Source organism: Micromonospora sp. NPDC007230 (genome assembly GCF_042869115.1).
GTDB lineage: Bacteria > Actinomycetota > Actinomycetes > Mycobacteriales > Micromonosporaceae > Micromonospora.
The window spans coordinates 24222-50019 of the sequence record NZ_JBIAFE010000038.1; the positions used below are offsets into that span (position 1 = coordinate 24222).

A 25798-nucleotide genomic window follows, 5' to 3' on the forward strand; every position below is an offset into this window, starting at 1 on the left:
ACCCCGCCCGGCTGCGAGACCCGTCCCGTGGGGGGGTACCGGCGGCGCGCCGTCCCGGCCCGCCGCGCGCCGGGACGGACCGACAGCGGCCGCCCGGTCCCGGCCAGCCGAGGCTCCGCACGGGCCGGGTGGCGCTGGCCCGGTACGGCCGGTCCTATCGTCCGAATCGCCGTCCAGACGCCGCATCTTCCCAGTTGCTAACCAGAACCGAGCAGTTCAGAAGCGGTGTGAGGCACCTCAGCCGGCGCTCTGCCGAACTGCGCAACATCGAAGAGCATGGCGCGTCCGGACGCCGTTAGCGTGGCTGGTGCACCCCAGTCACACGGATGGAGACAGTCATGCGCGTCCATGAGGCAGAGCGCGGCCGAGGCCTCGTCGCCCGGATCAACGGCCGGTACCACCAGACCGCGCTCCGGCTCTACCTGCTCGTCGTCGTGGCGCACTGGGCCGAGCACCTGGTGCAGGCCTACCAGATCTGGGTGCTCGGCACACCCCGGCCGGCGGCCCGCGGTGTGCTCGGCCAGTTCTACCCCTGGCTGGTCACCTCGGAGTGGCTCCACTACGGATACGCCCTGCTCATGCTCGTGGGCCTGTTCCTGCTGCGACCGGGCTTCGTGGGGCGGGCCCGCACCTGGTGGACGATCTCGCTCGCCCTGCAGTTCTGGCATCACATCGAGCACGCCCTGCTGTTCATCCAGGCCCAGACCGGCGCCTACCTCTTCGGCGCGACGGTGCCGACCAGCGTCCTGCAGCTGGTCCTGCCGAGGGTGGAGCTGCACCTGTTCTACAACTCGGTGGTCTTCATCCCGATGGTGGTCGCGATGTACCTGCACCTGCGACCCAGCCCGGCCGAGAGCGCGGCCATGTCCTGCGCGTGCGCGGCGAGCCGCCGCCCGTACCACGAGCCGATGCCGTCCTCGCCGATGCCCGCCTGAGATGGCTGGCCGTCACCTGATCCGGGCAGTAGTTCCGGCCGTGCTCACCGTCGCGCTCGCCGTGCCGGCCGCGCCCGCGGGGGCGTCGGGCGGGGACGACGCCACGGCCAGCGTCCCGGCCGACGGGGCCGCCCTGTCCGCCGCGCCGACACAGGTGGAGCTGACCTTCTCCCGGGCCCCCGTCGCGGCCCGCTCGCACCTGGCCGTCGTCACCGAGGACGGCCGGCGGGTCAACCGGTCCGACACGCCGACCGCCGCCGGGCGTCGGCTCGTCCAGGCCGTCTCGATCCAGCGGCCCGGTGTCTTCACCATCGCGTACCACGTGGAGTTCGCCGACGGCGGCGAGGCGCAGGGCAGCCGGCGCTTCAGCGTCGGCACCGGGGCACCACCCCCGGCCGCACCGGTGCCGGCGGCGGCGGTGTCGGAACACCAGCACGGCGTCGACCCGGTCAGCGCGGTGCTGCTGGTGGTCGACGGCCTGGTGGTCCTGGGCGCGGTGGCGATGCTGCTGCGGACCCGGCGGCCACGGCACGCCGGACCGAACCCGTCCGTCCCACCCGGGCCGCCCGCCGCCCATCCCGGGCCCGGCATCCGGCCGGTTCCCTGACCAGCGCCCGACCGATCGAGAGGAAGACTCGTGACCGCACAACCCGACGTGTACGCCCAGCTGACCGCCGAGGGCCAGGACGTGGACAGGTTGGTGGCCGACCTGGACACCGCCGGGTGGGAGCGCCTGACGCCGGCGCCCGGCTGGACCATCGCCCACCAGATCGCCCACCTGGCGGCCACCTTCCGGATGGCCGAGCTGGCGGTCAGCGACCCGGACGCCTTCACCCGGCTCACCTCCGGGCTCAGCGCCGACTTCAACACGAACGTCCAGCACGCCCTGGCCGGCTACCTGGCCGAGCCGCCGGAGGTGCTGCTCAAGCGCTGGCGGGCCGAGCGTGCGGCGGTGGACGAAGCGCTGACCGCGACGCCGCCCGGGCAGCTGGTGCCGTGGCTGGTCCGCCCGCTGCCGGCGGCGGTCCTCGCGGCGGCCGGCATGATGGAACTCTTCGCCCATGGTCAGGACATCGCCGACGCGCTGGGCGTGCGCCGGCAGTACGGCGACCGGATCCGGCATCTGGTCGAGTTCGTGGTCCGGACCTGGGACTTCGGCTACCAGTCCCGCGGCCTGGCCGTGCCCGACGTGCAGCTGCGGTTCGAGGTGACCGGGCCCTCGGGGGCATCCTGGACGTTCGGTCCGGCCGACTCCGGCGAGCGGATCGCCGGGCCGGCCGTCGACCTCTGCCTCCTGGCGACCCGTCGTCGCCACCGGGATGACCTGGCGCTCACCGCGACCGGCGCCGAGGCGGACCGCTGGCTCGACATCGCCCAGGCCTATCGTGGCCCCGCCGGCGCCGGGCGGCAGCCGGGACAGTTCGCCGGCGGGACGGCCTAGGCACGGCCGGTCACCAGCCGGCGAACCGACCGCGCGGCCGTCGTCGTCGTCACCCGGCCGGCGTCGGCCCTGTCGGACGTCTATCTGAACGGCGCCGCCCGGTTGCGCCCCGATCTGTCCCCCGCCGAGGAGGTCCGCTCCGACCCGGACCGGTCCGGCGGCCCCGTCGCCGGCGGGTAGGGGCGACCCGGCGGCCCGCCTGGTCATCGGGCCCACCCTGTGCGACGTTGTACGGATGCAGACTCATCCGTCCGGCCCGGAGGCCGCGTCGTACGCGCTGCGGCCCGTCGGCCGGGTCGAGTCCCCGCTGACCGATCCGGCGCTGGCGCCGAAGCAGGGCGACGAGGGGGCGCCGGAGGCGTGGCTGGTCTTCGACGAGACGTACGCCCCGGCGTTGCGCGGCCTGGGGCCCGGTGCGGACCTGCTGGTGCTGACCTGGCTGGACCGGGCGCAGCGGGACGTGCTCGTGGTGCACCCACGGGGCGACCGGTCCCGGCCGGAGACCGGGGTGTTCGGCACCCGCTCGCCGCACCGCCCGAACCCGATCGGACTGCACCGGGTACGGGTGCGCGAGGTGGCCGGCCTGCGGGTGCGGGTGGCCGACCTCGAAGCGGTGGACGGCACCCCGGTACTCGACCTCAAGCCGGTGCTGGACGGCGAGCGCTGAGCCCGACCGGGTCGGCGACCCGGCCGGGCGGTGGTTCAGTGACCCCGGGCGATCCACTCGGCGACGTGCGGTGCCTCGGCGCCGATGGTGGTGTCGTCGCCGTGTCCGGTATAGACCACGGTCTCCGGCGGCAGTGTGAGCAGCCGGGTCCGGATGGAATCGATGATGGTGCCGAAGTCGCTGTAGGAGCGGCCGGTGGCGCCGGGACCGCCCGCGAAGAGGGTGTCGCCGGTGAAGACGGCGCCGAGGTCGGGGGCGTGCAGGCTGCACGCGCCCGGGCTGTGCCCGGGGGTGTGCAGCACCCGCAGTGTGCTGCCGCCGACCGCCACCGTCTGGCCGTCGGTCAGCTCCCCGTCGGGTGGCGTGTCCGGGTGGACCTGGTCCCAGAGCACCCGGTCGGCGGGGTGCAGCAGGACCGGAGCGCCGGTGACCCGGGCCAGCTCGGGCGCGACCCGGACATGGTCGTCGTGGGCGTGGGTGGCCAGGATGGCGACCACCCGGCGGTCGCCGACGACCTTGCGGATGGCGGCCACGTCGTGCGGGGCGTCGACGACGACGCACTCGGCGTCGTCGCCGATCACCCAGACGTTGTTGTCGACGTCGAAGGTCTGCCCGTCGAGGGAGAACGTGCCGGAGGTGACGGCGTGGTCGACGCGGGCGGTCACGGGAAGACCACCACCGAGCGGAGCACGTCGCCGTGGTGCATCCGGGCGAACGCCTCCTCGACCTGGTCGAGGGCGATCTCCTCGGTGACGAACGCGTCCAGGTCGAGGCGGCCCTGCCGGTACAGCTCGGTGAGCATCGGGAAGTCCCGACTGGGCAGGCAGTCGCCGTACCAGCTGGACTTGAGTGCCCCGCCGCGGCCGAAGACGTCCAGCAGCGGCAACTCGATCTTCATCTCCGGGGTAGGTACGCCCACCAGCACGACCGTGCCGGCCAGGTCCCGGGCGTAGAAGGCCTGCTTCCAGGTCTCCGGGCGGCCCACCGCGTCGATGACCACGTCGGCGCCGAACCCGCCGGTGGCGGCGCGGATCGCCTCGACCGGGTCGTCCTCCGAGGCGTTGACCGTGTGGGTGGCGCCGAACCTGCGGGCCCAGTCGAGCTTGCGGGAGTCGGTGTCCACCGCGATGATCGTGGTCGCCCCGGCCAGGGCCGCCCCGGCGACCGCCGCGTCGCCGACGCCGCCGCAGCCGATCACCGCGACCGAGTCGCCGCGGGTCACCTGACCGGTGTTCATCGCCGCGCCGAGGCCGGCCATCACGCCGCAGCCGAGCAGCCCGACGGCGGCGGGTCGGGCGGCCGGGTCGACCTTGGTGCACTGCCCGGCGTGGACCAGGGTCTTCTCGGCGAACGCGCCGATGCCGAGGGCGGGGGCGAGCTCGGTGCCGACGGTGAGAGTCATCTTCTGAGCGGCGTTGTGCGTGTTGAAGCAGTACCACGGGCGGCCCCGGCGGCAGGCCCGGCACACCCCGCAGACCGCCCGCCAGTTGAGCACCACGAAGTCGCCGGGGGCCACCCCGGTGACCCCCGCCCCCACCTGTTCGACCACACCGGCGGCCTCGTGCCCGAGCAGGAACGGGTATTCGTCGGTGATGCCGCCCTCGCGGTAGTGCAGGTCGGTGTGGCACACCCCGCACGACTGGACGCGGACCACCGCCTCGCCCGGCCCCGGGTCGGGCACCACGATGGTGGTGACCTCCACCGGCGCGCCCTTGCGCCGCGACACGACTCCCCGGACTTCCTGGCTCACGGGCCCCTCCTGCGGTCGGTATGCGATCACGTCCCTGGAGCGAACCTACCGCCCGATCACCATCGCCGGGTCGCCGGTGCGGGGCGGGTTATCCCGCGCGTCGCGGGGTACGCGGGGGCCCGGGCTTCTCCGGCACTGACGGGAGTGATCATGAAGCTGACGCATGCGCCGCTGCGGGTCGCCATCGGCGCGTTCATCCTGAATTCCGGGCTCAGCAAGCGGAGCCTGGAGGGCGAGGCCGCCGCGGGCATGCACGGTATGGCGGTCGGCGCGATCCCGCAGCTGCAGCAGTTCGCGCCGGACCAGTTCGCCAAGCTGCTGTCCCGGGCCGAGCTGGCCCTGGGTGCCGCGCTGCTCGTCCCGTTCGTGCCGTCGTTGCTGGCGGGTGCGGGGCTGACCGCGTTCGGCGCCGGCCTGGTGCAGCTCTACCTGAAGACGCCGGGCATGCGGGAGCAGAACAGCCTGCGACCGACCCAGGCGGGGATCGGCCTTGCCAAGGACGTCTGGCTGGTCGGCGCCGGGCTGACCCTGGTGCTGGACGCGCTGACCCACCGCCGCAAGCACCTCTGAGGCACTCCGCGCGCTCGACGGTGCTCGCGGGGCGGGAGCCGCGCCGAGGGCGTATCCGCACCGCCGGCGTATCCGGCCCGGCCGCCGGTCAGGCGCCGGCCGGCGCGGGCACCGGGGCGGCGGTGCGCTCGGCCGCCTGCCGACGGCGGGTGGCGTTGCGGTAGCGCAGCACCTGCACCGCACCGAGGCCCCACAGAAGGTACTGCACCGCGAACGCCCAACGGAACGCGTCCAGCGGCGGGGTGTCGCGGCCGGCCGGGGTGGCCAGGTCCAGCACCACGCCGACGGCCAGGATCAGCAGGATCGAGGCGACGAACCCGCCGACGTTGACGATCCCGGTGGCGCTGCCGATCCGGTGCATCGGGTTGAAGGTGCGCGCATAGTCGAAGCCGATCATCGAGCCGGGACCGTTCACCGCCAGGACGACGACAAGGGCCACCAGCAGCCAGTGCGGCGCGCGTCCCGGCCAGGCCAGCACGACCGCCCACACGGCGGCGGTGGCCGCGGTGATGGCGAAGACCACCACCGACCGGTGGAACGGGTGCCGGGCGCACAGGTGCGCGATCACCGGCCCGCAGATCAGGGTCACCACGGTCATCAGGGTGAGCAGGGACGCCGCCGCGGTGGGCGCGAAGCCCTGGCTCTGGACCAGGAACGGGTAGCCCCAGAGCAGCGCGAAGACCGAGCCGGAGAACTGGGTGACGAAGTGGGCCCACAGGCCGAGGCGGGTGCCCGGCTGGGCCCAGGAGTCAACGAGCTGCCGGCGTACGGTGGCCAGGTCGGTGGCGACGGCGGCGGGGTGCTGGGTGTGCGGGGTGTCCCGGACCGCGACGAGGACCAGCAGCAGCACGGTCGCGCCGAGCGCCGCCGAGGTGAGGAACGCGGGCGTCCAGCCGACGTGGTGCAGCAGCGCCACCAGGGGTACGGCGCCGAGCACCGCGCCGAGCTGCCCGACGGTGCCGGTGAGCTGCACCAGCAGCGGGTTGCGCCGCCCGGGGAACCAGAACGCCACGATCCGCAGCACGCTGATGAAGGTCATCGCGTCGCCGAGCCCGACCAGCACCCGGGCGGCGATGGCGAGCCGGACGTCGGTGGCGAGGGCGAAGCAGAGCTGGCCGGCGGCCATGAGCGCGCCGCCGGCCAGCAGCAGCCGGCGGGAGCCGAACCGGTCGAGGAGCACCCCGACCGGGACCTGCATGGCCGCGTACACGGCGAGCTGGGCGACGGAGAAGGTCGCCAGGGCGGCGGCGTTGATGTGGAAGCGGTCCGCCGCGTCCACCCCGGTGACGCCGAGCGAGCTGCGGTGGAAGACGGCGGTCACGTACGCGGTGACGGCGACCGCGTAGACCAGGGCGGCGGAGCGGCGTGGGGCGACGGTAGGGGCGGCGGCGCTCACCGCAGTGTCCGCAGCACGGTCGCGGCGTTGTCGACGTGCGCGCCGACGGCGTCGAGCCAGGCCTGCATGTCGTCGCCGTCGAGCGCGGCGAGCTGGCCGGCGTGCTCGGCGAGCACCACGTCGGCCCAGCCCGGCGAGAGGCGGAAGCTGGCCTCGCCCATCCGGAGCTGCCGGTCGCGCAGCCGCTGGTACAGCTCGGCGAGGATCTCGTTGCCGGCCGCCTCCACCACGGTGGCGTGGAAGGCCCGGTCCGCGGCCATCAGGGCGGTGACGTCGCCGGCGGCGTGCGCCTGCCGCATCTCGTCGAGCCAGCGGGCCAGGTCGGCCCTGATCTCGGCGCGGCGGGGCCAGACCCGCTCGGCGGCGTGCAGCTCGACCAGGCGTCGGGCCTCGATCACGTCGGTGATCTCCCGGGTGGAGACCGGCCGGATCAGCGCCCCGCGCTTCGGGTAGAGGGCGACCAGGCCCTCGGCCTCCAGGCGCAGCAGCGCCTCCCGGACGGGGGTACGGGAGACCCCGGCCGCCTCGGCGATCTCGCCCTCGCTGATCAGCTGCCCGCCCGGATAGACCTGTTCCAGGATGGCCCGCTTGAGGTGCCGGTACGCCCGCTCGGCGGCCGAGGGCCCGGCGGTACGCGCCGAAGCGGTGGGATGCGTCATGTATCTATGATGTGTGCCGAGCGCGTCGCAGCCCCCTGCCGCCCCCTCGAACGTGACCCGTCCCACGCGCTTCAGTCGGGGCGCAGGGTGATCAGGCCGTCGTCGCCAAGGTTGAACCGGGTCCGGTACGGGGCACCGAGCCCGTCGAGCAGGTCCGCCAGCCAGCGGGCCTCCTCCGGGGCGGCCCGCTGCAGCCGCATCCCCCGCATCCGCACCGGCACCAGCCGCAGCCGGCGCAGCTCGCCGGTCTCCGCGTCGAGCGTGGGCAGGTGCAGCAGGCGCAGCTCGGGCCGGTACGACTCCTGCCCGCCGATCCCCTCGTAGTCGTCGATCAGATCGCCGCAGCCGTACAGGACGAGCCGCCCCCGGTACCGCTCGATCGGGCGGGGGTGGTGCGACGAGTGGCCGTGGACCACGTGCACCCCGGCGTCGACCAGGGTGTGCGCGAAGCGGATGTGCTCGTCCGGCACCTCGTGGCCCCAGTTCGACCCCCAGTGCACCGAGACCAGGAGCAGGTCCCCGGGCCGGGCCTCCCGGGCGATCCGCTCGGTGAGCGCCTCGGCCGACCTCGACGAGGCGTCCGGCAGGTACGCCACCCCGGGCCGCCCGCCGGCCGCCGCCCACTGCGGGTACACGCCGCTGGACGGGGTGCCCACCGACCAGACCAGCAGCCGGTGGCCCCCGGTGAGCCGCACCACGGCGGGCCGCCACGCCTCGTCGGCGTCCCGACCGGCGCCGGCGGTCCGGATGCCCGCCGTGTGCAGGGCCTCGAGGGTGTCGGTGAGCCCGGTGGGGCCGAAGTCGAGGACGTGGTTGTTGGCCAGCGCGCAGACGTCGAGCCGGGCGGCGGTGAGGCAGGCCAGGTTCGCCGGGTGCATCCGGTAGTGGATGCCCTTGCCGGGGGCGTACTCGCCACGGCCGGTCACCGACGTCTCCAGGTTGACGATCCGGGCATCCGGGCGCAGCGCGTTCAGCAGTTCCAGCGCCTCGCCCCACGGCCAGTCCGGCGGCACCGGGCGCGGCACGGGGCCGGTGACGGACTCGGCCAGCTCGACGTAGCGGCGGGCGTCGGTGACGGCCGGCTCGCGCAGCGCGGGCGGCCCCGGGTGGGGCAGGATCTGGTCCACCCCCCGGCCGGTCATCACGTCGCCGGCGAGGAAGAGGGTCACCTCGGGCATGGCGGTTGTCTTCCCACCCCGGGCGCTCCCGCACCTGCCGGACCCACCCGTTCTATGCTCCAGCCATGATGATCATGGATCGGGACGTGGCGATCGCCGCCGCGGAGGCGGGGGCCGCCGTCGTGCGGTCCCGGTACGGGGCCACGCTGGCGCGGGTGGAGAAGTCCGGGGGCGACTTCGCCACCGCCGCCGACCTGGAGGCGGAGCAGGCCATCCTCGACGTGCTGCGGGCCGCCCGGCCCGACGACGCGGTGATCGGCGAGGAGAGCGGACGCACCGGGGCCGAACGCGCCGACCGCACCTGGCTGGTCGACCCGCTCTGCGGCACCCTGAACTACGCGGCGCGGATGCCGCTGGTCGCGGTGAACGTGGCGCTGCGGACCGGCGCGGGCGTCGCGGTGGCCGCCTCGGCCGACCCGTTCGCCGGGGAGCTGTTCTGGACCGACGGCGGCCCCGCCCAGGTACGCCGGGACGGGGTGGACGAGCCGCTCACCCCGTCGGCCGAGTCCCGGCTGGTGGACGTCAACCTCGACCCGCCGTTCCCGAACGGTCCCGCGTTCCAGGCCGCCCGGCTGCTCGCGCACCCGGAGTTCGGGGCGCGGTTCCGGCCGCGGGTGGTCTCCACGACCCTGGCGGTGGCCTGGGTGGCCGCCGGCCGGCGGGCGGCGTACGTGACCGACGGCCAGCTGGCGGACAGCGTGCACTTCGCCAGCGGAATCGCCCTGTGCCGGGCCGCCGGCTGCGTGGTCACGGGCCTGCGGGGACAGCCGCTGCACACCCGCGCGGGCGGCCTGCTGGTGGCGGCGGACCAGGACACCCACCGCGCCCTGCTGGCCCTCGTCGAGGAGCAGTTCCTGGGCTGAGGCACCGTACGCGTCAGCTGGCGACGGGGCGCGACCAGAAGTCGGTGACCAGGGCGTGGAACGCCTGCGCCCGCTCGATCTGCGGCATGTGCCCGGTGTCGGGGAACAGGTGGGTCCGCGCCCGCGGCAGTCGGGCCCGGGCCGCCGCCAGGTGGTGGGCGGGCAGGATCAGGTCCCGGTCGCCCCAGACCACCAGCACGGGCAGGTCCAGCGCGGCCACCGCGGCAAGCAACTCGGCGCGCCACTGGGGCCGTACGCCCCGCCAGGTGCCCAGGTTGCGGACCAGTTCCCCCATCACCTGCGCGGCGTGCGGCTGGCGGGCCACCGCCAGCGCGAGCGCGATCCGCTCCTCGGTGGCGTACGCCGGGTCCTGGAAGATGGCCCGCTCGGTGCGCCGGGCGATCGCCGGGTGCGGGCGCAGCAGCAGCCGGGCCAGCGGGCGCAGGGCGAGCAGCCGCAGCGCGACGGTGACCTCCGGGCCGAAGCCGGCGCTGTTGACCAGCACCAGGCTCGCCGCCCGGGCCGGCTGGTCGGCGGCGAGCCGCATGGCCACCGCCCCGCCGAGGGAGTTGCCGACCAGGTGCGCCGGACCGGTGACCCCGGCGGCGTCCAGGAACTCGGCGACCGCCCGGGCGAGGGCGGGCAGGGTGTGCGGCGCGTCCAGCGGCGCGCTGCCACCGTGGCCGGGCAGGTCGACGCTGATCACCCGGTGGTCGCGCGCCAGCAGCTCGTGCTGGGCGGTGAAGTCCTCCAGGGTGCGCCCGATGCCGTGCAGCAGCACCACGGGCGGGCCGGCACCGGCGATGCGGCAGCGGACCGGGCGGCCGGCCACCGCCACGCTGTCGGCGGGCGGCAGGGCGACGGTCACGACGAGCGCTCCGGCTCCGGCGCGACCGGCTCGGGGGCGGGCCGCGGCACCGGCACCCGGGCGGCCCGTCGGTTCATCCCCAGCGCCAGGACCTTCCCGTACGAGGCGGGGGCGAGCCGGGCCAGCAGGTCGGGCAGCTTCGCCGACCAGCCGATCAGCACCCGGCCCCGGCGGCGCTCGACGCCGCGCAGGATCACCTCGGCGGCCTTCGCCGGGTCGATGGAGAGCAGCTTCTCGAACTCCTTCCGGCCGGCCTCGTACTCCTCGCGGGAGACGCCACTGCCCACCCGGGCGCTGGCCGCGATCCGGGTGCGGATGCCGCCCGGGTGCACGGAGGTGACGCCCACCCCATCCTCGACCAGCTCGTGCCGCAGCGCCTCGGTGAAGCCGCGGACGGCGAACTTGCTGGCCGAGTACGCCGCCTGCCCGGCGGGCGCGATCAGCCCGAACAGACTGGAGATGTTGACCAGGTGGGCGCCCGGCTCCGTCTTGAGCGCGGGCAGCAGCGCGTGGGTCAGCCGGACCACGGCCCGGAAGTTGATCTCGATCACCCAGAGGAACTCCGCCAGGGTGACCTGGTCGAACCGACCGCCCAGCGCGACTCCCGCGTTGTTGATCAGCAGCCGGATCCGGGGATGCCGCCGGCGGAGTTCGGCGGCCACCCGGTCGGTGGCGTCGGCGTCGGCGAGGTCGACGAGGTGGGTGTCGATCCGCCTGTCGGGGTGGGCGGCGCGGATCGCGGCGACCACCGCGTCGAGCCGCTCGGCGTCCCGGTCGAGCAGGACCAGATCGGCGCCGCGCCGGGCCAGCCCGTGCGCCAGGGCCTCGCCGATGCCGCTGGCCGCGCCGGTGACCACCGCGGTGCCACCGGGAAAGACGAAGTGACGCATCGCGCTCCTCTCGGTCAGGCGACGGGCGCGGCCGGCGGGGGCGGGCGCACCGGCACGGGAGAAGCGGACCCCCTCGTCGGTGAGCCGGCCGTGCCGCATCAGCAGCACGTCCCGGGGATAGTTCTGGTGCAGCCGCCACGGCGCCGTCGGGCCCTGCTTGGGCAGCCGGTCGACGGCGCGCAGCACGTACCCGGACTTCAGGTCGATGAGCGGCACCAGCTCGCCGGAGGCGGGGGCGACCGGGGTGACGATCTGCTGGCCGGTGCCGTCCAGGTGGCGCAGCAGTCGGCAGACGTACGTGGCGACCAGGTCCGCCTTGAGGGTCCAGGAGGCGTTGGTGTAGCCGATGGTCAGGGCGAAGTTCGGCACGCCGGAGAGCATCATGCCCTTGTAGGCGACGGTCTGCGCCAGGTCGACCTCGGTGCCGTCCACGGCGAGGGTCATGCCGCCCAGGGCGAGCAGGTTGAGGCCGGTGGCGGTGACCACGATGTCGGCGGGCAGTTCCGTGCCGGAGGTCAGCCGGATGCCGTGCTCGGTGAAGGCCTCGATGGTGTCGGTGACCACTGCGGCCCGCCCGTCGCTGACCGCGGCGAAGAGGTCCCCGTCGGGCACCACGCAGAGCCGCTGGTCCCAGGGGTTGTAGCGGGGCGCGAAGTGCCGGTCGATGTCGTACCCGACCGGCAGCCGACCCTGGGCGGCCCGGCGCAGGAACCTCTTGACCAGGCCGGGGGCGCGCCGGCTGAGCTGGAAGTTGACCACCCCGAGCAGCACGTTCTTCCAGCGCACCACGGCGTAGGCGGCCTTCGCCGGGAGGCGGCGCCGCAGCGCGTCGGCGAGCGGATCGCGCGACGGCAGCGCGATGACGTACGTGGGTGAGCGCTGGAGCATGGTGACGTGGCCGGCCCGCTCCGCCATGGCCGGGACCAGGGTGACGGCGGTGGCGCCGCTGCCGATCACCACCACCCGCTTGCCGGTGTGGTCGAGGTCCTCGGGCCAGTGCTGCGGGTGCACCAGCCGGCCGGCGAACCGCTCGATCCCGGGGAACTCGGGGGTGTAGCCCTCGTCGTAGCGGTAGTAGCCGGCGCAGGTGAACAGGAACGCGCAGGTGAGGACGACGTCCTCGCCGGTGTCGTCACGGTGGGCGTGCACGGTCCAGCGGGCGGTGCCGCTGTCCCACTCGGCGCGCACCACCCGGTGGTGGAAGCGGATGTGCTCCGGCACGCCGTACTCCCGGGCGGTCTCGCGGACGTACTCCCGGATGGCGTCGCCGTCGGCGATCGCCTTCGGGTTCGTCCACGGCTTGAACGAGTAGCCGAGGGTGTACATGTCGGAGTCGGACCGGATGCCCGGGTAGCGGAACAGGTCCCAGGTGCCGCCGATGGCGCCGCGGGCCTCGAGGACCGCGTAGGTCTTCCCGGGGCAGTTGCGGTGCAGGTGGACGGCGGCGCCAACGCCGGAGAGCCCGGCACCGACGATGAGGACGTCGACGTGGTCGGAGGCCATGGCGTCTCCCGTTCGGGCGGCAGTGGTCCGGACACTATCCACCAACGGCCGACGGAAAACTGTGAGGGGTCTTACGAGTCGGGGTGGCGCCCAGGTCCGCCGAGGTCCTTGGAGCGCTGGGTACGCGCGGTCGAGGCGGCCATCGAGGGCGAGCGCCGGCGCGGCGCGGCCCCGGACGGGCTGCCCGCCCGGGACCGCACGACCGCTCCCCCGCCGGCCGGACCGGTCAGCCCGTCCGGGTGAACTCCATGATCCAGTTCGTCTCCCAGGTGCGCTCGCCGTCGGTGGAGAACGCCTGCTCCCAGCGGCAGGACGTGGGGGTGATGCCGGACCAGATGAACCGGCAGCGGACCGGCCGCCCCTCGTCGGTGTCGTCGGCGTAGAAGGTGCCGACGCCGTCGACGAACCGGCCCACCACCGGCGGCAGTTCGAGGACGCCGCGGCGGCTGTTCATCCAGTAGATCGACCAGAGCCCGGTCGACGGGTCGAGGATCCGCACCGTGGATCCGGAGAAGCCGCGGGTCGGGAAGCGGATCTCGTCGAAGCTGCCGGCGCCGTCGAAGAACCGGTGCGCGACCGTGGTGCCGGGGAACTCGTCCCAGTCGTCGCTGCCCACGTGCCGCTTGTGCAGCCGCCGGCTGGCCACGTCCCAGCTGCCCACGAGGAAGTCGAAGTCGCCCATCAGTGGCCCACCGGCCCCTCGGCCCGGAAGTCGGCCAGATATCCGGCCAGGTCGGGCCGGTCCGGCGCGAGCAGGTGGCGGACCCAGGCGGCCCGCTCGTGCTCCAGCACGCCCAGTTCCCAGACGCAGCCCACCCCGGGCCGGTCCAGTGGGATGAAGTGCGTGGGGTCGTCGTCCGGGCAGTCCAACGCGGGCTGCCCGGCGATCGCGATCCGGCACTCCACCACGTTGTCGAAGAACCAGCTGTACGCCAGCAGGTATGCCCCGGTGTCCGCGCCCCGGTGCAGCACCACCCAGCTCGCCGGCGGGGTGCCGCCGTCCGACCCGGGCAGCAGCTTCGGCAGGTACGCGTACGCGGCCTCGATCACGGCCGGTTCGAGCCGGCGGTCCGGCTGGTCGATGTGGTAGCGCTTGACGTGCCGGCCGGCGACCTCGACGGTCCCCGGCACGGTCAGCTCCTTGTCTCGGAATGCCATGCCGGGACGGTAGGACCGGTCCCCTGACAGGTAGTGTCAGGGGAATGCGGGCCAGCCGTCTCCTGTCCATCCTGCTGCTGCTCCAGGCCCACGACCGGCTCACCGCCGCCGAACTGGCGCGCCGCCTGGAGGTCTCGGTGCGCACCATCTACCGGGACGTCGAGTCGCTGCACGCCGCCGGCATCCCGCTGTACGGCGAGGCCGGCCACGCCGGCGGCTACCGCCTGGTCGACGGCTGGCGGACCCGGCTGACCGGGCTCACCGCGGAGGAGGCCGACCGGCTGCTCTTCGCCGGGCTGCCCGGGCCGGCCGCCGAACTGGGCTACCAGTCGGTGGTGGCCACGCTGCAACTGAAGCTGCGGGCCGCGTTGCCGCCCCCACTGGCCGACCGGGCGACCCGGCTGCAACAGCGTTTCCACCTGGACACCCCCGGCTGGTATTCCGACGGCGACCCGTCGCCGTACCTGGCGCCGGCGGCCGAGGCGGTGTGGCGGCAGCACCGGATCGAGGTCCGCTACCGCAGTTGGACCGGCGAGGTGACCCGGGTGCTGGAGCCCTACGGCCTGGTGCTCAAGGGCGGTCGCTGGTACGTGGTGGCCGCCCGGCCGGACCGGACCGAGCCGGCGACCTACCGGGTCAACCAGATCCTCGACCTCACCCCGCTCGACGAGCCGTTCGAGCGGCCCGAGTTCGACCTGCCCGACTGGTGGCGGACGCACGTGGCGGACTTCCGGGCCCGGCTGCACCGGGACGAGGCCACTATCCGGCTCTCCCCGCGCGGCCGGGAACGGCTGCGGGAGATCGCCAGTGACCCGGTGGTCGCCGCGGTGGACGCCAGCGCCGGCCCGGCCGACGCGGCGGGCTGGGTCCGGGCGGTCATCCCGATCGAGTCGCTCACCCACGCCCACGGCGAACTGCTGCGGCTCGGCGCCGAGGTGGAGGTCCTCTCCCCCACCGCCCTGCGCGACCACCTAGCCACCACCGCCACCGCCCTGACCACCCTCTACCACCCGCCATCGCCCGCCCCACCCAGTTGATCAAGGAGGTTGCGTCGATGTTGATCACTACGGAGACGCAGACCTCTTGATCAACGGGAGCGTCTCGGCGGGGCGTTCGCGGGAGCGGGGTGGTCGGCGGTCAGGGGAGGTCGCGGAGGGCGGCGGCGACGGTGGCGAGGCCGCGGTCGATGTCGCTGGCGACGTTCGCGGCGTAGCCGAGCACCAGGCCGGGCGGCTGCGGCCGCTGCCCGTGCCAGGACAGCGGCTGCACCTTCATACCCCGGCGCAGCGCCGCGGCGGCCAGCTCGACGTCGTCGACGTCGCCGTCGAGGGTTACCAGCAGGTGCAGGCCGGCCGCGGCGCCGTGCACGACCGCGCCGGGCAGGTGGTGGTGGATCGCCCGGATCATCGCGTCCCGGCGGCGGACGTGCCGGCGGCGCAGCAGCCGCAGGTGCCGCTCCAGCGCGCCGGAGTCCATCAGCTCCGCGAGCACCAGTTGGGGCAGCGCGGCGTTGCCCAGGTCGGCCATCCGCTTGGCCGCCACCAGCGCCGGGTGGTACCGCTGCGGCACCAGCACCCAGCCGATCCGCAGGGCGGGAGCGAGCAGCTTGGAGACGCTGCCGGCGTAGCAGACCTGCTCGGGCAGCATGCCCCGCAGCGCCGGCACCGGCGGGCGGTCGTAGCGGTGCTCGGCGTCGTAGTCGTCCTCGATGACCAGGCCGCCCCGCTGCGCCCAGCGCAGCAGCCGGCGGCGCCGGTCACCGTCGAGCACCACCCCGGTCGGGAACTGGTGCGCCGGGGTGAGCATCACCGCCGGGGCGCCGCTGGCCGCCAGCAGGTCCACCCGCAGCCCGTGCGCGTCGACCGGCACCGGCGGGGTGTCCAGCCGCCAGTTGCGCAGGTGCTGGCGTACGCCGAGGGATCCGGGATCCTCCACGGCGACGGTGTGCACGCCGTCGCCGTGCAGCACCTGGGCGAGCAGGCCGAGCGCCTGGGACACCCCGGCGACGATCACCACCTCGGCCGGGTCGACCCGGATGCCCCGGTTGCGGGCCAGCCAGGTGGCGACCGCGAGCCGCAGCGCGGGGGTTCCGGTCGGGTCGCCGTACCCGAAGGCGGCCGGCGCGAGGCGGTGCAGCACCGCCCGTTCCGCGCGCAGCCAGGCCGCCCGGGGAAAGGCCGCCAGATCCGGTACGCCGGGCGTCAGGTCCAGTTCCGCCGGGGCGGTACGCAGGGCGTCGAAGACGTCGGTGTCGGGCTGGTCGGCGAACACCCCGACCCGGGCAGGTGCCGCCGGCGCGCGGGTGACCACCGCGGCGGGGGTGGCCACCACGACGGTGCCGGCCCGGCCCCGTCCCACCACGTGCCCGTCCTCGGTCAACCGTTGGTACGCCTCGGTCACCACGCCCCGGGACACACCCAGCTCGGCGGCGAGCACCCGGCTGGCCGGCAGGCGAGCCCCCACCGGCACCCGGCCGTCGGCGATGGCCGCCCGCAGCCGCCCGGCCAGCCAGTCGGCGCGCCCGCCCGGCGGGGCCTCGCCGACGTCGAGCTGGAGGAAATCGGCGCCGGCCGCTATGGACCCCTCGACCACCGGGGCTTTGGCCCTGTCCATCGGACCATTATGGCCGCAGGGTAGACCGCATGAGCATCGCCTTCCTGCTGACCACGCTGGTCGTGGTGGCCACCCCGGGCACCGGAGTGGTCTACACGCTCTCCGCCGGGCTCGCCGCGGGCCGCCGCGCCGGACTGGTCGCCGCCGCCGGCTGCACGGTCAGCCTCGTCCCGCACCTGGCCGCCGCGGTCACCGGCCTGGCCGCCGTGCTCCGCGCCGGCACCCCGGCGTTCCGGGTGGTGACCTGGCTGGGCGTGGCCTACCTGCTCTGGATGGCCTGGTCCGCGCTGCGCGATCGGGGGCCACTGCCGCTCGACGACGGCGCCCCGCCCCGCCCGGCCGCCCGGCTGATCCTCGACGGGGTGCTGGTGAACCTGCTCAACCCGAAGGTGACCGTGTTCTTCGTGGCGTTCCTGCCGCAGTTCGTACCCCCGGACGCGCCCGCGGCGGCGGCCCGGATGCTGGCCTGCGGCACGGTCTTCATGCTGACCACTTTCGTGGTCTTCGCCGGGTACGGCGTGCTGGCCGGCACGCTCCGGCGCCGGGTGCTGGCCCGGCCCCGGCTGACCGCGCTGCTGCGGCGCGGCTTCGCCGGCAGCTTCCTCGCCCTGGGCCTCGGCCTGGCCCTCACCGCCCGATAGGAGTCTCCCGTGCGTTTCCGGCACGATCCGCAGGTCTGGTCGACCTTTCCCGAGCTGGCCTGCGGCGTACTGCACGTCACCGGCATCACCCCCACCGCCGACGTCGGCCCCTGGCTCACCCGGTACGCCGACGCCGCCCGGGCCCGCCTCGCCGCCGGTCCGGAGAGCGGATTCCCGGAGATCCAGGCGTGGCGGCGGGCCTTCGCCCGGATGGGGCTGGCACCGACCCGCTACCGGTGCGCCGCCGAGTCGCTGCTGCGCCGCTTCCGCCGCGACGGCCGCCTGCCCCGGCTGCACCCGCTGGTCGACCTGGGCAACGCCCTCTCCCTCGGGTACGCCGTGCCGGTGGCCGTCCTCGACGTCGACCGGATCGACGGGGACCTGGCGGTGCGACCGGCCACCGGCGCGGAGACGTACCTGACCCTCGGCGGGGACGACGAACGCCCCGAGCCGGGCGAGACGGTCTTCGCGGACTCGGCCGGCCGGGCGCACTCCCGCCGCTGGACCCACCGGCAGAGTGGCTGGTCGGCGGTCCGCGAGGACACCACGGAGGTGCTCGTGGTGATCGAGGCGCTGCACGACGGCGGGGCCGAGACGGTGCCCCGGATGCTCGCCGAGCTGGCCTCGGCCGTGGCGGACCGGTGGCGGGCACCGGTCCGGTCGGCGGTGCTGACCGCCGACGCGCCGGTCTTCGCGGTGGCGCCGGCGGCCAGCTGAGGGGCTCCCGGGCGACCGGAGTCGCTGGAGAGCCCCCACCGGTCACAGCGTGGGCGGGTCCAGCCAGCGCCACGTGACGCCGTCGGCGGAGAGCCAGGCACCCGTGCTGTCCGGCCAGCCGGTCTGGACGTACCCGCCGGACACCGGCACTGGGTCGGCGCCCGGCCCGAGGGGTGCGGGACGCAGCGTCGCGCCGCCGTCGGAACTGTTGAACATCAGGGGGTCCTCGCGGGCGGTGACACCGGCCTGGACCATCAGCACCCCGTCCGGCCGCACCGCCGCTCGGATCGTGCGCTCCCCGGCCTTGGCCGTTCCCGTGGTGCGCGCCCAGGTACGGCCGCCGTCCGCGCTGCGCCAGATCACCAGGTCGCCCCGGACCCGGCCGACGGCGTAGACCGTGCGACCGTCCTGGGTGGCCACCGCCGGTCCGCCGACATCGTCGGAGGCGGTGAGCCCGTCGGGGAACTCGTGCCGCCGCCAGGTTCGGCCGCCGTCGCGACTGACCTCGACGGCGCTACCGGTCCAGATCACGCGACCGCCGTCGCCGGCCTTCTCCCCGGTGCGGCCGCTGACCCAGAGGCCGGCGCCGATCGGCGCGCTCGCCACGGTCGCCGCGTTGTGCAGCGTGGACCGGTTGGCGAGCTGCGCGACGTCCCCGGTGGCCGGGTCCACGGCGACCAGCGCCTCGCGGTCCGGGCCTGGTTGACGGGCCAGCACCGGCCATCCGGCCGGCAGCGCGTCCACCCGCCGCGCATCGACCTGTCGCCAGGTGGCCCCGCCGTCGCGGCTGACGGCCCACCGGGCGTGCGAACTGTCCGGGCTGGACCGGGACAGATACCAGGCGACCAGGGTGCGGGGTCCCACCACCCGCAGGTCCACCAGAGCGTCGTCCGGCACCGGCAGCGCGCCGGTACGCCAGTGCCGGCCCCCGTCGTCGGTGCCCGCCCAACGGGGCGGGCACCCGTCGCGGCACTCGTGGTATCGCAGATACACGTGGTTGAGATCACCGGCTCCCGGGCGCCCGGTGGAGACCTGCCGGCCCGGGCCGGGCGTGAGCGTGGGGCCCGGGGTGGGGATGAAGTCCGGGGTGCGGTCCGGGCCGAAGCCGGGAGCCGGCACTGGCGGACGCTCGGTCGCGGGGCGGCCCGCGACGGCGATCCCCGAACCGGTCGCCAACAGGGCCACCACGGCGACGGTGACGATCCGGTGTCGCTGGCGTCGCCGCCGGGCACGCGCGGCCACCTGCTCGAAGTGCGGCTTGAAGCCGGCCTGGGCGGCGATGTTCAGCCCGGCGAAGTCCAGCTCAGGCATGACGGACCTCCCGCTCGGCACAGGTCGGGGAGGTTGTCTGGTCGGCGCGGACCTGCTCCGCAGAGTCGCCGGGGCCGGCGTCGCCGAGGTGGTCGGCCAGCGCACGGCGGGCCCGCACCAGGCGGGTCTTCACGGCCTCCACGGAGCAGCCCAGGGCGATCGCCACCTCGCTCACCGGGAGGTCGGCGAGGTGGTGCAGCACCACGGTCTCCCGGGCCTGCCGAGGCAGCCGCTGCAACGCCGCCACCAGGGCGACGTGGTCCGGCGACAGGGCCGGCGCGGTGGGCTGCGCCGGATCGAGCCGCCCGGAGCGGACGATCCGCCCCAGGACCGCCCGACGCCGGTGCCGGGACCGGGCGACGTTCAACGCCACCGTCCGCAGCCACGCCTCCGGGTTCTCCACCAGCCGGAAGCGCCCGGGCCGCGCCAGGGCCCGGACGAACGCCTCCTGCACGACGTCCTGCGCCTCCGCGTAGTCGCCGGTCATCGCGTACATCTGGGCCACCAGGCGGGCCGCCGAGGCGGCGTACACCTCGCTGATCTGTTGCTGTGGGTCCACATCGTCCCCTCCCGTGTCGGTCGTCGCACCCGGTACGACCGACGAGTGGGCGGCGAGGTGACATCCGCCTCGACGGAGGGCGTCAGTCCTCGCCGGGCCAGCGGGGGTCGGGCTCCTCGATCCAGCGGACCCGCCCGGCGTCCGGGCCGAGGATCTCCTCGAACTCGGCCCGGGTGATCTCCCCGTTGCGCAGCCGCCGGACGTTGGCGACGAACCGGGCCATCCCGGCGCCCCGGAGATCCGGCTCCGGCGCCAGGCCGCTCGCCGTGGCCAGCGACCGGGCCTCGTCGGCGACCTGGCGCGGGTCGTCGGGGTCGACCGGCTCGCCGTGCAGCTCGCGCAGCGCCACGGCGAGGCGGGCGTCGGCGGCGGGGCCGGTGCCCCAGGACCGGGCCAGGTCGACCGTCCGGCCGAGGGTGTCCTCACCCACCTTCTCGGCGCGCAGCTCGGCGCGCATCATCCGATGAAAGAGGACGGTCACGGCGTCGGAATCGTCGGCGATCATGTCCGGCACGGTAGCCGGCCGGTGCGACAGTCCCGCCGCCCCGCTCACTCCTCGCCGGGCCGCTCAGGCCGAGGTCGAGCCGGGAGCGGTCATGCGGCCACCCTGAGGATCCGTCGGGCGTTTCCGCCCGCCACCGCCGCCACCGCCAGCGGGTCCAGATCGGAGTGGCGCAGGCGCAGTCGGGGCACCACGGCGTCGTGGAAAGGGGTGCGTGAGCCGTAGAGCAGGCGCTCGACGCCGACCTGCGCGGCCACCGTCTCCAGGGCGTCCGGGGAGTTGAGCAGCCGGGTCGAGGTGTGGAAGCCGGGCTCGTCGCGGGCGGCCACGAGGAAGTCGCCCAGGTGGTAGAAGTGCGTGTCGAGGAAGACCACGGTCGTGCCGCGCAGGGGCCGCCAGAACCGGCGTACGTCGCCGCCGGCCAGCAGCACCAGTCCGGCTTCGGTGGCGCGTCGGGCGACGTGCCGCACGGACGGGAAGTCCGGCTCCACCCGCTGCTCGTCGGGGAAGAGTCGAACGGCCCGGACGCCTCGCTCGGCGAGCCGGACCACCTCCCGCTCGGCACCCAGCGAATCCCGCAGGTCCACCGCGCCCACGGGCAGCACGGCCGGCCCGGCGAGGGCGGCCACCTCGTCATTGCCGCCGGGCACGTCGAACAGGGCCGCCCGCAGGCTGGCCACGGCCGCCGCGGCGATGCCGTTGGCGGCGAGCGCCGCACCTACCTGGGCCGGGTCGCCATCCGGCCCGGGTCGATCGGCGTACCGGCCGACCAGGACGTCGACGTCGAACGTGACCGGTGGCAGGTCGTCCGCCGCGAACGGCCTCCGGGTGGTGCCCTCCCGCTCGGGGTCGGTCACTGCAGCACCCGGGCCCGGTCCGCGCCGGGCAGGTCGGGACCGTACGGGTCGACGGCGTACCGGGTCGGGACGCGCCCCTCGTGGGCCGCGATCCACAGCATGCGCTGCACGTAACCTTCCATCGGTTCGGTGAAGGCGGCGCCGGCGAGGCGTCGAGCCGCGCCGAGGCGGCGACTCGGTCACAGTCATGGCCGCAACCAGGCTGACCAACTTGATTAGGAATCGTCGGTGATCCTAGGTTAACTGTGTGGACTGTGGCGTTTCCTCTATGGGCTGGTTCGGGGGAGGTTCCGGTGACGTGGGCCGGTCGTGATTGCGGGTTCTCCTGGATCGATGTCGAGGCGATGCGCCGGTGAGCGGGAAGCTGTCGCTGGCCGAGGGCGAGACCTCCCACACCGCTTGCGCCCGCGCCGTGCTCCGATCAGGCGTGGACGAGGAGAGCGGTGAGGTTCTGTCGCAGGCCGTGCTTGCGCAACGGATCGGCTGGTGTGCCGATCTGGTGGCGGGCATGGTCTCCGGCCTGTTGGCTGAGCACTGGAACACCGCGGATGTGGACGTGTTGGCCTCCGGACACGACGCGGGTGGCCGGAAACTTCCGTCGAACGCGTGGATGGCGCTGCGGCGTCTGGGTTGGACCGCCACCACGGCCGAGGGTGTGAGGGTCAATGACCGGATCGTGCGCATGGCCCAGGAGCAGGCGGGGCGTGTTCTTCGTTCGGCGTGGTGGCGTGCTGGCCTGAGCGCTGGGGTGCTGGCGACGTGGCCGGCCGATCCGCGTACACGCACCCCGCAGGAGTGGGAGCAGGTACGCAAGGCGGTTCCGGGCGGGGAGCATCTGCCGTCGAGCGTCATCAAGTCCCGCACGCGGCAGGCTGCCAGCTTCCTTGCCGCGCACGGCCGTCTGCCGGTGGATGTGTTCGAGCTTGAAGGCGTCCCAAGGGTCCCACGGATGTTGCTGCTGGCCGCGTGTGACCGGCAGCAGGCCACCATCGAACGCAGCGACACCGACCCGGGCAGGGTGTTGCTGCGCTTGCAGCTTCCCTCACGTCCGGATCCGAGAGCCTATGCAGATTGGACGTGGGTGGCCTGTCCGATCGTCCTGCCGCCCACGGTTCCCGCCTCGGCGGTGCTGCACCTGCCCACCCTCCGGGTCACCGGCCGGCAGGTGCGCGCCGATGTGGCATACAGCCACGCCGTTCCGAAGGCCCGGCGTACCGGTCACTCTGTGGCGCTGGGTGTGGACTGGGGGCTGAACACCCTGCTATCCGCTGGAGCCCTGCGACTACACGAGGACGGCCGGATCACCGCGTTGGGAGCGGGTGGCCAATTCCGGGCCGCCGGGGTCCTCGCGAAACAGCACCGCCTACGGCGCCTGTCAGAACGGTTGCACGCCAAAGCTGACCACTACCAGCGGCTCGCCGGCGTCGACTCAAGGCATCAACTCTTCGGCAAGCACGAGGTGCTGCGCGACGAGATCCGCCACGTCTGCGCCCGCCGCCGGAACCTGAACGTCGCGCTCGCGTGGGCCGCCGCCCGCTGGACCGTCGACCAGGCCATCGCCGCCCGGGCGACCGTAATCTACGTCGAAGACCTGCGGTCGATGGAAGCCCGGGGCATGGGCGTCACCCTGAACACCCGCCTGTCCCAGCAGGTGCGCGGGCAGATCGTCGACCGGATGCGGCACCTCGCCGCCGAGGCGGGTATCGCCGTCGTCACCACGCCTGCCCGCAACACCTCCAAGCACTGCCCCCAGTGCCTGACCCCGCTACGGCACTGCAAGGCCCCCGACAAGCCCACGGTGGCGGGTTGGAAGTGGGCGATCTGCCCCCACCAGTCCTGCCGCTGGCAAGGCGACCGCGACCAAGGTGCCTGGCGGCGCATCGCCGCCCGCGGCCTCACCCACCAGACCAAGACCGTCATCGACAAGACCAGCGGGCACATGCTCATCCGCGCCGTAGTCGACAAACTCGAAGTCTCCGCGGTCATCACGAAGACCAGCCGGGGGGACCGGTCGAAGACCGGCCCCACCCGGCACAAACCACCACGCCCCGCGCCCAGGCGACGCAGGGCACCCTCCCCCACCCGGCCCCACAGCCGAGCGGACAAGCGCCCGGAGGGACACGCACCAACGGACCGGAGGCTGCCCCGCGCAGCCCACCGACACCAGGACGTGAACACGATCAGCACACCCACCACCGGCCACCAGCCACGCGGAGCCGCCCTGGGCGCAGGATTCCACTTCCACGCCCACGCCTCCCCGCCACGGTGGGAAACGATCCCGGAAACTCAATCCGACTCAGGATCACTAAGCTGATTAGAGACGCTACGGTCGGCGATCCACGGGCGTCAACGTCGTGCCGGATCGCTCGGGACGGTCCGTTGCCGCGGGTCGGTCGAAGCGCCGCGCCGGGCGGCCGCCGTCACGTACGGTGGCAGCGGCACCACCGCGCTCGCCGCGACGACGTACGGCGCGGTGGCCGCGGGCGTCCGGTATGGGAGCGGGAGATGGGCAGACGACCGGCGCGGGGGCACCGGAACGTGCCGCACACCGCCGACGTACGGATCGAGGCGTGGGCGCCCGACCGGGAGGACTGCGTGGCCGAGGCGGTGAGCGCCCTGGTCGACACCTTCGTCGACACCGCCGGCGCGGACGGCACCACCGAGACCGAGTTCTCCGTGCCGCCCAGCAACGACGAGGACATGCTGGTCACCGTCCTCGACGAGGTGATCTTCCGGCTCGAGACGGCGGGTGTCCTGCCGCTGGCCACCGACGTACGCCCGGCCGACGGCGGCGGGCTGCTGGTGCGGTGGTGGACGGTGGACACCGACGCGGTGGAGCTGGTCGGCGCGGTGCCCAAGGCGGTGGCGCTGCACGAGCTGCGCTTCGGCCCGGACCAGGACGGCTGGTCCTGCGCGGTCACGCTGGACGTGTGACCGGCGACCCGCCGGCGTGCGATCAGCCCTTCGCCACGCCGAGCGGGACGAGCCGGGCCACCCGCCGGCAGAGCCCGGCCCCCTCGGTCGCCTCGATGACGGCGGTGATGTCCTTGTACGCGGTGGGCATCTCCTCGGCCAGCCCTTTCCGGGACTTGCCCCGGACCGCGATGTCCTGGGCCTCCAGCTCGCGACGCGGATCGTGCCCCCGGACCGCCTTGGTGGCCTGCTTGCGGCTCTGTGTCCGGCCGGCGCCGTGGCAGGTGGAGGCGAACGCGGGTGCCCCCGGTGTCCCGACCAGCACGTACGAGTCGGTGCCCATCGACCCGGGGATCAGCACCGGCTGCCCGACCGGGCGCAGGTCCTCCGGCAGGTCCGGGTGCCCCGGCGGCAACGCCCGGGTGGCGCCCTTGCGGTGTACGCAGAGCCGCCGCTGGTCGCCGTCGACGCCGTGGGTCTCGATCTTCGCGAGGTTGTGCGAGACGTCGTACACCAGATCCAGGTCGCCTCCGGTGATCCGCTGGAACACCTGCCGAGCCGAGTGGTGCAGCAGTTGCCGGTTGGCCCTGGCGTAGTTGGCCGCGGCGGCCATCGCACCGAGATAGGCGCGTCCCTCGTGGGACGACACCGGCGCGCAGGCGAGCTGCCGGTCGGGCACGTGGATGCCGTACCGGGGCATCGCCTTCTCCATCTCCCGCACGTAGTCGGTGCAGATCTGATGGCCCAACCCCCGCGAACCACAGTGGATCATGACGCAGATCTGGCCGGCGCGCAGCCCGAAGGCCGCCGCCACCGGCTCGTCGTACACCTCTTCGACGGCCTGTACCTCGAGGAAGTGGTTTCCGGAGCCGAGGCTGCCGACCTGGCCGGCGCCCCGCTCCACCGCCCGGTCGCTGACCTGGGCCGGGTTCGCGTCGCCGACCGCGCCGTAGTCCTCGCACCGGTCCAGGTCCCGCTGGACGCCGTAGCCGCGTTCGACGGCGTAGCGGGAGCCGCCGCGCAGCACCGCGTCGAGCTCGCCCCGGTCGCTCAGGTGCCACGCCGCGCCCTTGCCCATGCCGCGCGGGGTGGCCTCACCCAGGCCGTCCATCAGCGCGTCCAGTCGGGGCCGGAGCTCGTCGCGGTTGAGGTGCGCGGCGAGCAGCCGGACGCCGCAGGAGATGTCGAAGCCGACGCCGCCGGGCGAGACGACCCCGCCCGCCTCGACGTCGGTGGCGGCAACCCCGCCGATCGGGAAGCCGTAGCCCCAGTGGATGTCCGGCATGGCGTACGAGGCGCCGACGATGCCGGGCAGGGTGGCCACGTTCGCCACCTGGTCCAGCGACTTGTCCGCCCGGGCGTCCGGCAGCAGCGACCGGGACGCGAAGATCACCCCAGGGACCCGCATCGGGTCATGCCGGTCGATCCGGAACCGGTACGGCGACTCCTCGACCAGCTCCATGCGGCACGGGCTACCCCGCTGTTGGGCGGTTACACCCGATCCGGTCGATCAACCCACTGCAGCGTCCTTGGCTTGAGTCAGTGCTCCGCGTTCGGGGTAGTGGCAGGCGGTGAGTTGGGTGCCGCCGTCGCGGGTGATCAGTGGGGGTTCTTCGGTGGCGCAGTGGTCCTGGGCTTTCCAGCAGCGGGTGCGGAAGCGGCAGCCTGATGGTGGGTTGAGTGGGGTGGGTACGTCTCCGGCCAGGCGGATGCGTCCGGCGGGGCCGAGGGTGGTGACGTCGGGGATGGCGGACAGCAGGGCTCGGGTGTAGGGGTGTTGGGGGTGTTGGTAGATGTCGTTGCGGTC

General features: G+C 74.2%; 27 protein-coding genes and 2 pseudogenes. 12 read left to right on the plus strand and 17 right to left on the minus strand.

The genetic code is table 11. The annotated features are described in order from the left end of the window. Positions 1-338: 338 nt before the first annotated feature. The 4 genes from ACFYML_RS33635 to tsaA all read left to right on the plus strand — a co-directional run bounded on the left by ACFYML_RS33635 (position 339) and on the right by tsaA (position 3043). Positions 339-935 carry a hypothetical protein gene (locus ACFYML_RS33635; protein WP_387424471.1) on the plus strand — a complete coding sequence of 199 codons (597 nt, stop codon included), beginning with the start codon at positions 339-341 and terminating at the stop codon, positions 933-935. 1 nt (position 936) lies between these two features. Continuing rightward, positions 937-1542, plus strand: a complete 606-nt coding sequence (locus ACFYML_RS33640; protein WP_387424472.1) for a copper resistance CopC family protein — start codon at positions 937-939, stop codon at positions 1540-1542. Positions 1543-1572: 30 nt separating this feature from the next. Beyond that, positions 1573-2376 carry a TIGR03084 family metal-binding protein gene (locus ACFYML_RS33645; protein ID WP_387424473.1) on the plus strand — a complete coding sequence of 268 codons (804 nt, stop codon included), beginning with the start codon at positions 1573-1575 and terminating at the stop codon, positions 2374-2376. Positions 2377-2611: 235 nt separating this feature from the next. Further along, positions 2612-3043 carry a tRNA (N6-threonylcarbamoyladenosine(37)-N6)-methyltransferase TrmO gene (gene tsaA / locus ACFYML_RS33650; protein ID WP_387424474.1) on the plus strand — a complete coding sequence of 144 codons (432 nt, stop codon included), beginning with the start codon at positions 2612-2614 and terminating at the stop codon, positions 3041-3043. A gap of 35 nt (positions 3044-3078) precedes the next feature. Here tsaA and ACFYML_RS33655 read toward each other — a convergent pair whose 3' ends face one another. Next, the gene (locus ACFYML_RS33655) at positions 3079-3708 is read right to left on the minus strand and encodes an MBL fold metallo-hydrolase (RefSeq protein WP_387424475.1); all 630 of its coding nucleotides are present in this window, start codon (positions 3706-3708) and stop codon (positions 3079-3081) included. Next, positions 3705-4793 carry an S-(hydroxymethyl)mycothiol dehydrogenase gene (locus ACFYML_RS33660; protein WP_387424476.1) on the minus strand — a complete coding sequence of 363 codons (1089 nt, stop codon included), beginning with the start codon at positions 4791-4793 and terminating at the stop codon, positions 3705-3707. The genes ACFYML_RS33655 and ACFYML_RS33660 overlap by 4 nt, the downstream gene beginning before the upstream one ends. A 150-nt stretch (positions 4794-4943) precedes the next feature. Between ACFYML_RS33660 and ACFYML_RS33665 the strand changes: the two genes are divergently transcribed. Then, positions 4944-5363: a hypothetical protein gene (locus ACFYML_RS33665; protein ID WP_387279017.1), complete on the plus strand. Its 420-nt coding sequence runs from the start codon at positions 4944-4946 to the stop codon at positions 5361-5363. Positions 5364-5451: 88 nt separating this feature from the next. Here the strand turns inward: ACFYML_RS33665 and ACFYML_RS33670 are convergent, their stop codons facing one another. The 3 genes from ACFYML_RS33670 to ACFYML_RS33680 all read right to left on the minus strand — a co-directional run bounded on the left by ACFYML_RS33670 (position 5452) and on the right by ACFYML_RS33680 (position 8596). Next, a complete protein-coding gene (locus ACFYML_RS33670; protein ID WP_387424477.1) occupies positions 5452-6759 on the minus strand; it encodes a nitrate/nitrite transporter in 1308 nt (435 codons plus the stop codon). Further along, the gene (locus ACFYML_RS33675; RefSeq protein WP_387424478.1) at positions 6756-7418 is read right to left on the minus strand and encodes a GntR family transcriptional regulator; all 663 of its coding nucleotides are present in this window, start codon (positions 7416-7418) and stop codon (positions 6756-6758) included. Before ACFYML_RS33675 ends, ACFYML_RS33670 begins: the two co-directional genes overlap by 4 nt. Before the next feature lie 71 nt (positions 7419-7489). Beyond that, a complete protein-coding gene (locus ACFYML_RS33680) occupies positions 7490-8596 on the minus strand; it encodes a CapA family protein (protein WP_387424479.1) in 1107 nt (368 codons plus the stop codon). A gap of 65 nt (positions 8597-8661) precedes the next feature. Here ACFYML_RS33680 and ACFYML_RS33685 point away from each other — a divergent pair, with 65 nt between their 5' ends. Continuing rightward, the gene (locus ACFYML_RS33685) at positions 8662-9459 is read left to right on the plus strand and encodes an inositol monophosphatase family protein (protein ID WP_387424480.1); all 798 of its coding nucleotides are present in this window, start codon (positions 8662-8664) and stop codon (positions 9457-9459) included. Positions 9460-9472: 13 nt separating this feature from the next. Here the strand turns inward: ACFYML_RS33685 and ACFYML_RS33690 are convergent, their stop codons facing one another. The 3 genes and pseudogenes from ACFYML_RS33690 to ACFYML_RS33700 form a co-directional block, all read right to left on the minus strand. Continuing rightward, on the minus strand, positions 9473-10327 hold the full coding sequence (locus ACFYML_RS33690) for an alpha/beta fold hydrolase (RefSeq protein WP_387424481.1): 855 nt from the start codon (positions 10325-10327) through the stop codon (positions 9473-9475). Next, positions 10324-11217 carry an SDR family NAD(P)-dependent oxidoreductase gene (locus tag ACFYML_RS33695; RefSeq protein WP_387424498.1) on the minus strand — a complete coding sequence of 298 codons (894 nt, stop codon included), beginning with the start codon at positions 11215-11217 and terminating at the stop codon, positions 10324-10326. Before ACFYML_RS33695 ends, ACFYML_RS33690 begins: the two co-directional genes overlap by 4 nt. Before the next feature lie 42 nt (positions 11218-11259). Further along, positions 11260-12720, minus strand: a pseudogene (locus ACFYML_RS33700) (flavin-containing monooxygenase); the annotation flags it as partial. Positions 12721-12828: 108 nt separating this feature from the next. Here ACFYML_RS33700 and ACFYML_RS33705 point away from each other — a divergent pair. Next, positions 12829-12927 (plus strand): annotated as a pseudogene (locus tag ACFYML_RS33705) (TetR/AcrR family transcriptional regulator); the annotation flags it as partial. Between the two features lie 19 nt (positions 12928-12946). Here ACFYML_RS33705 and ACFYML_RS33710 read toward each other — a convergent pair. Both ACFYML_RS33710 and ACFYML_RS33715 read right to left on the minus strand, forming a co-directional pair. Next, positions 12947-13402: a hypothetical protein gene (locus ACFYML_RS33710; protein WP_387424482.1), complete on the minus strand. Its 456-nt coding sequence runs from the start codon at positions 13400-13402 to the stop codon at positions 12947-12949. Further along, positions 13402-13878 (minus strand): hypothetical protein, encoded by a 477-nt coding sequence (locus tag ACFYML_RS33715; RefSeq protein ID WP_387424483.1) that lies wholly within the window; start codon positions 13876-13878, stop codon positions 13402-13404. The genes ACFYML_RS33710 and ACFYML_RS33715 overlap by 1 nt, the downstream gene beginning before the upstream one ends. Before the next feature lie 44 nt (positions 13879-13922). On the opposite strand from ACFYML_RS33715, the gene ACFYML_RS33720 reads away from it, so the two are divergent. Then, complete coding sequence (locus ACFYML_RS33720) at positions 13923-14915, plus strand: helix-turn-helix transcriptional regulator (protein ID WP_387424484.1); 993 nt, start codon at positions 13923-13925, stop codon at positions 14913-14915. A gap of 100 nt (positions 14916-15015) precedes the next feature. Here ACFYML_RS33720 and ACFYML_RS33725 read toward each other — a convergent pair whose 3' ends face one another. Beyond that, positions 15016-16491 carry a PLP-dependent aminotransferase family protein gene (locus ACFYML_RS33725; protein WP_387424485.1) on the minus strand — a complete coding sequence of 492 codons (1476 nt, stop codon included), beginning with the start codon at positions 16489-16491 and terminating at the stop codon, positions 15016-15018. Positions 16492-16520: 29 nt separating this feature from the next. Here ACFYML_RS33725 and ACFYML_RS33730 point away from each other — a divergent pair, with 29 nt between their 5' ends. Next, positions 16521-17132, plus strand: coding sequence for a LysE family translocator (locus ACFYML_RS33730; protein WP_387424486.1), 612 nt, complete (start codon positions 16521-16523; stop codon positions 17130-17132). A 9-nt stretch (positions 17133-17141) separates the two neighbouring features. Then, on the plus strand, positions 17142-17849 hold the full coding sequence (locus ACFYML_RS33735; RefSeq protein WP_387424487.1) for a B3/4 domain-containing protein: 708 nt from the start codon (positions 17142-17144) through the stop codon (positions 17847-17849). Positions 17850-17891: 42 nt separating this feature from the next. Here the strand turns inward: ACFYML_RS33735 and ACFYML_RS33740 are convergent, their stop codons facing one another. From ACFYML_RS33740 to ACFYML_RS33755, 4 genes are all read right to left on the minus strand, one after another. Further along, positions 17892-19160, minus strand: a complete 1269-nt coding sequence (locus ACFYML_RS33740) for a WD40/YVTN/BNR-like repeat-containing protein (RefSeq protein WP_387424488.1) — start codon at positions 19158-19160, stop codon at positions 17892-17894. Further along, positions 19153-19719, minus strand: coding sequence for an RNA polymerase sigma factor (locus tag ACFYML_RS33745; protein WP_387424489.1), 567 nt, complete (start codon positions 19717-19719; stop codon positions 19153-19155). The genes ACFYML_RS33740 and ACFYML_RS33745 overlap by 8 nt, the downstream gene beginning before the upstream one ends. Positions 19720-19801: 82 nt before the next feature. Further along, a complete protein-coding gene (locus ACFYML_RS33750; protein ID WP_387424490.1) occupies positions 19802-20224 on the minus strand; it encodes a hypothetical protein in 423 nt (140 codons plus the stop codon). Between the two features lie 89 nt (positions 20225-20313). Continuing rightward, a complete protein-coding gene (locus ACFYML_RS33755; RefSeq protein ID WP_387424491.1) occupies positions 20314-21078 on the minus strand; it encodes a hypothetical protein in 765 nt (254 codons plus the stop codon). 352 nt (positions 21079-21430) lie between these two features. Between ACFYML_RS33755 and ACFYML_RS33760 the strand changes: the two genes are divergently transcribed. Both ACFYML_RS33760 and ACFYML_RS33765 read left to right on the plus strand, forming a co-directional pair. Continuing rightward, positions 21431-23392 (plus strand): hypothetical protein, encoded by a 1962-nt coding sequence (locus ACFYML_RS33760; protein WP_387424492.1) that lies wholly within the window; start codon positions 21431-21433, stop codon positions 23390-23392. Positions 23393-23583: 191 nt separating this feature from the next. After that, a complete protein-coding gene (locus ACFYML_RS33765; protein ID WP_387424493.1) occupies positions 23584-24012 on the plus strand; it encodes an archease in 429 nt (142 codons plus the stop codon). A gap of 22 nt (positions 24013-24034) precedes the next feature. On the opposite strand, the gene ACFYML_RS33770 is transcribed toward ACFYML_RS33765, so the two are convergent. After that, the gene (locus ACFYML_RS33770) at positions 24035-25453 is read right to left on the minus strand and encodes an RtcB family protein (RefSeq protein ID WP_387424494.1); all 1419 of its coding nucleotides are present in this window, start codon (positions 25451-25453) and stop codon (positions 24035-24037) included. A gap of 48 nt (positions 25454-25501) precedes the next feature. After that, positions 25502-25798 (minus strand): oligopeptide/dipeptide ABC transporter ATP-binding protein (locus ACFYML_RS33775; RefSeq protein WP_387424495.1); only part of this gene is annotated, 297 nt, incomplete at its 5' end.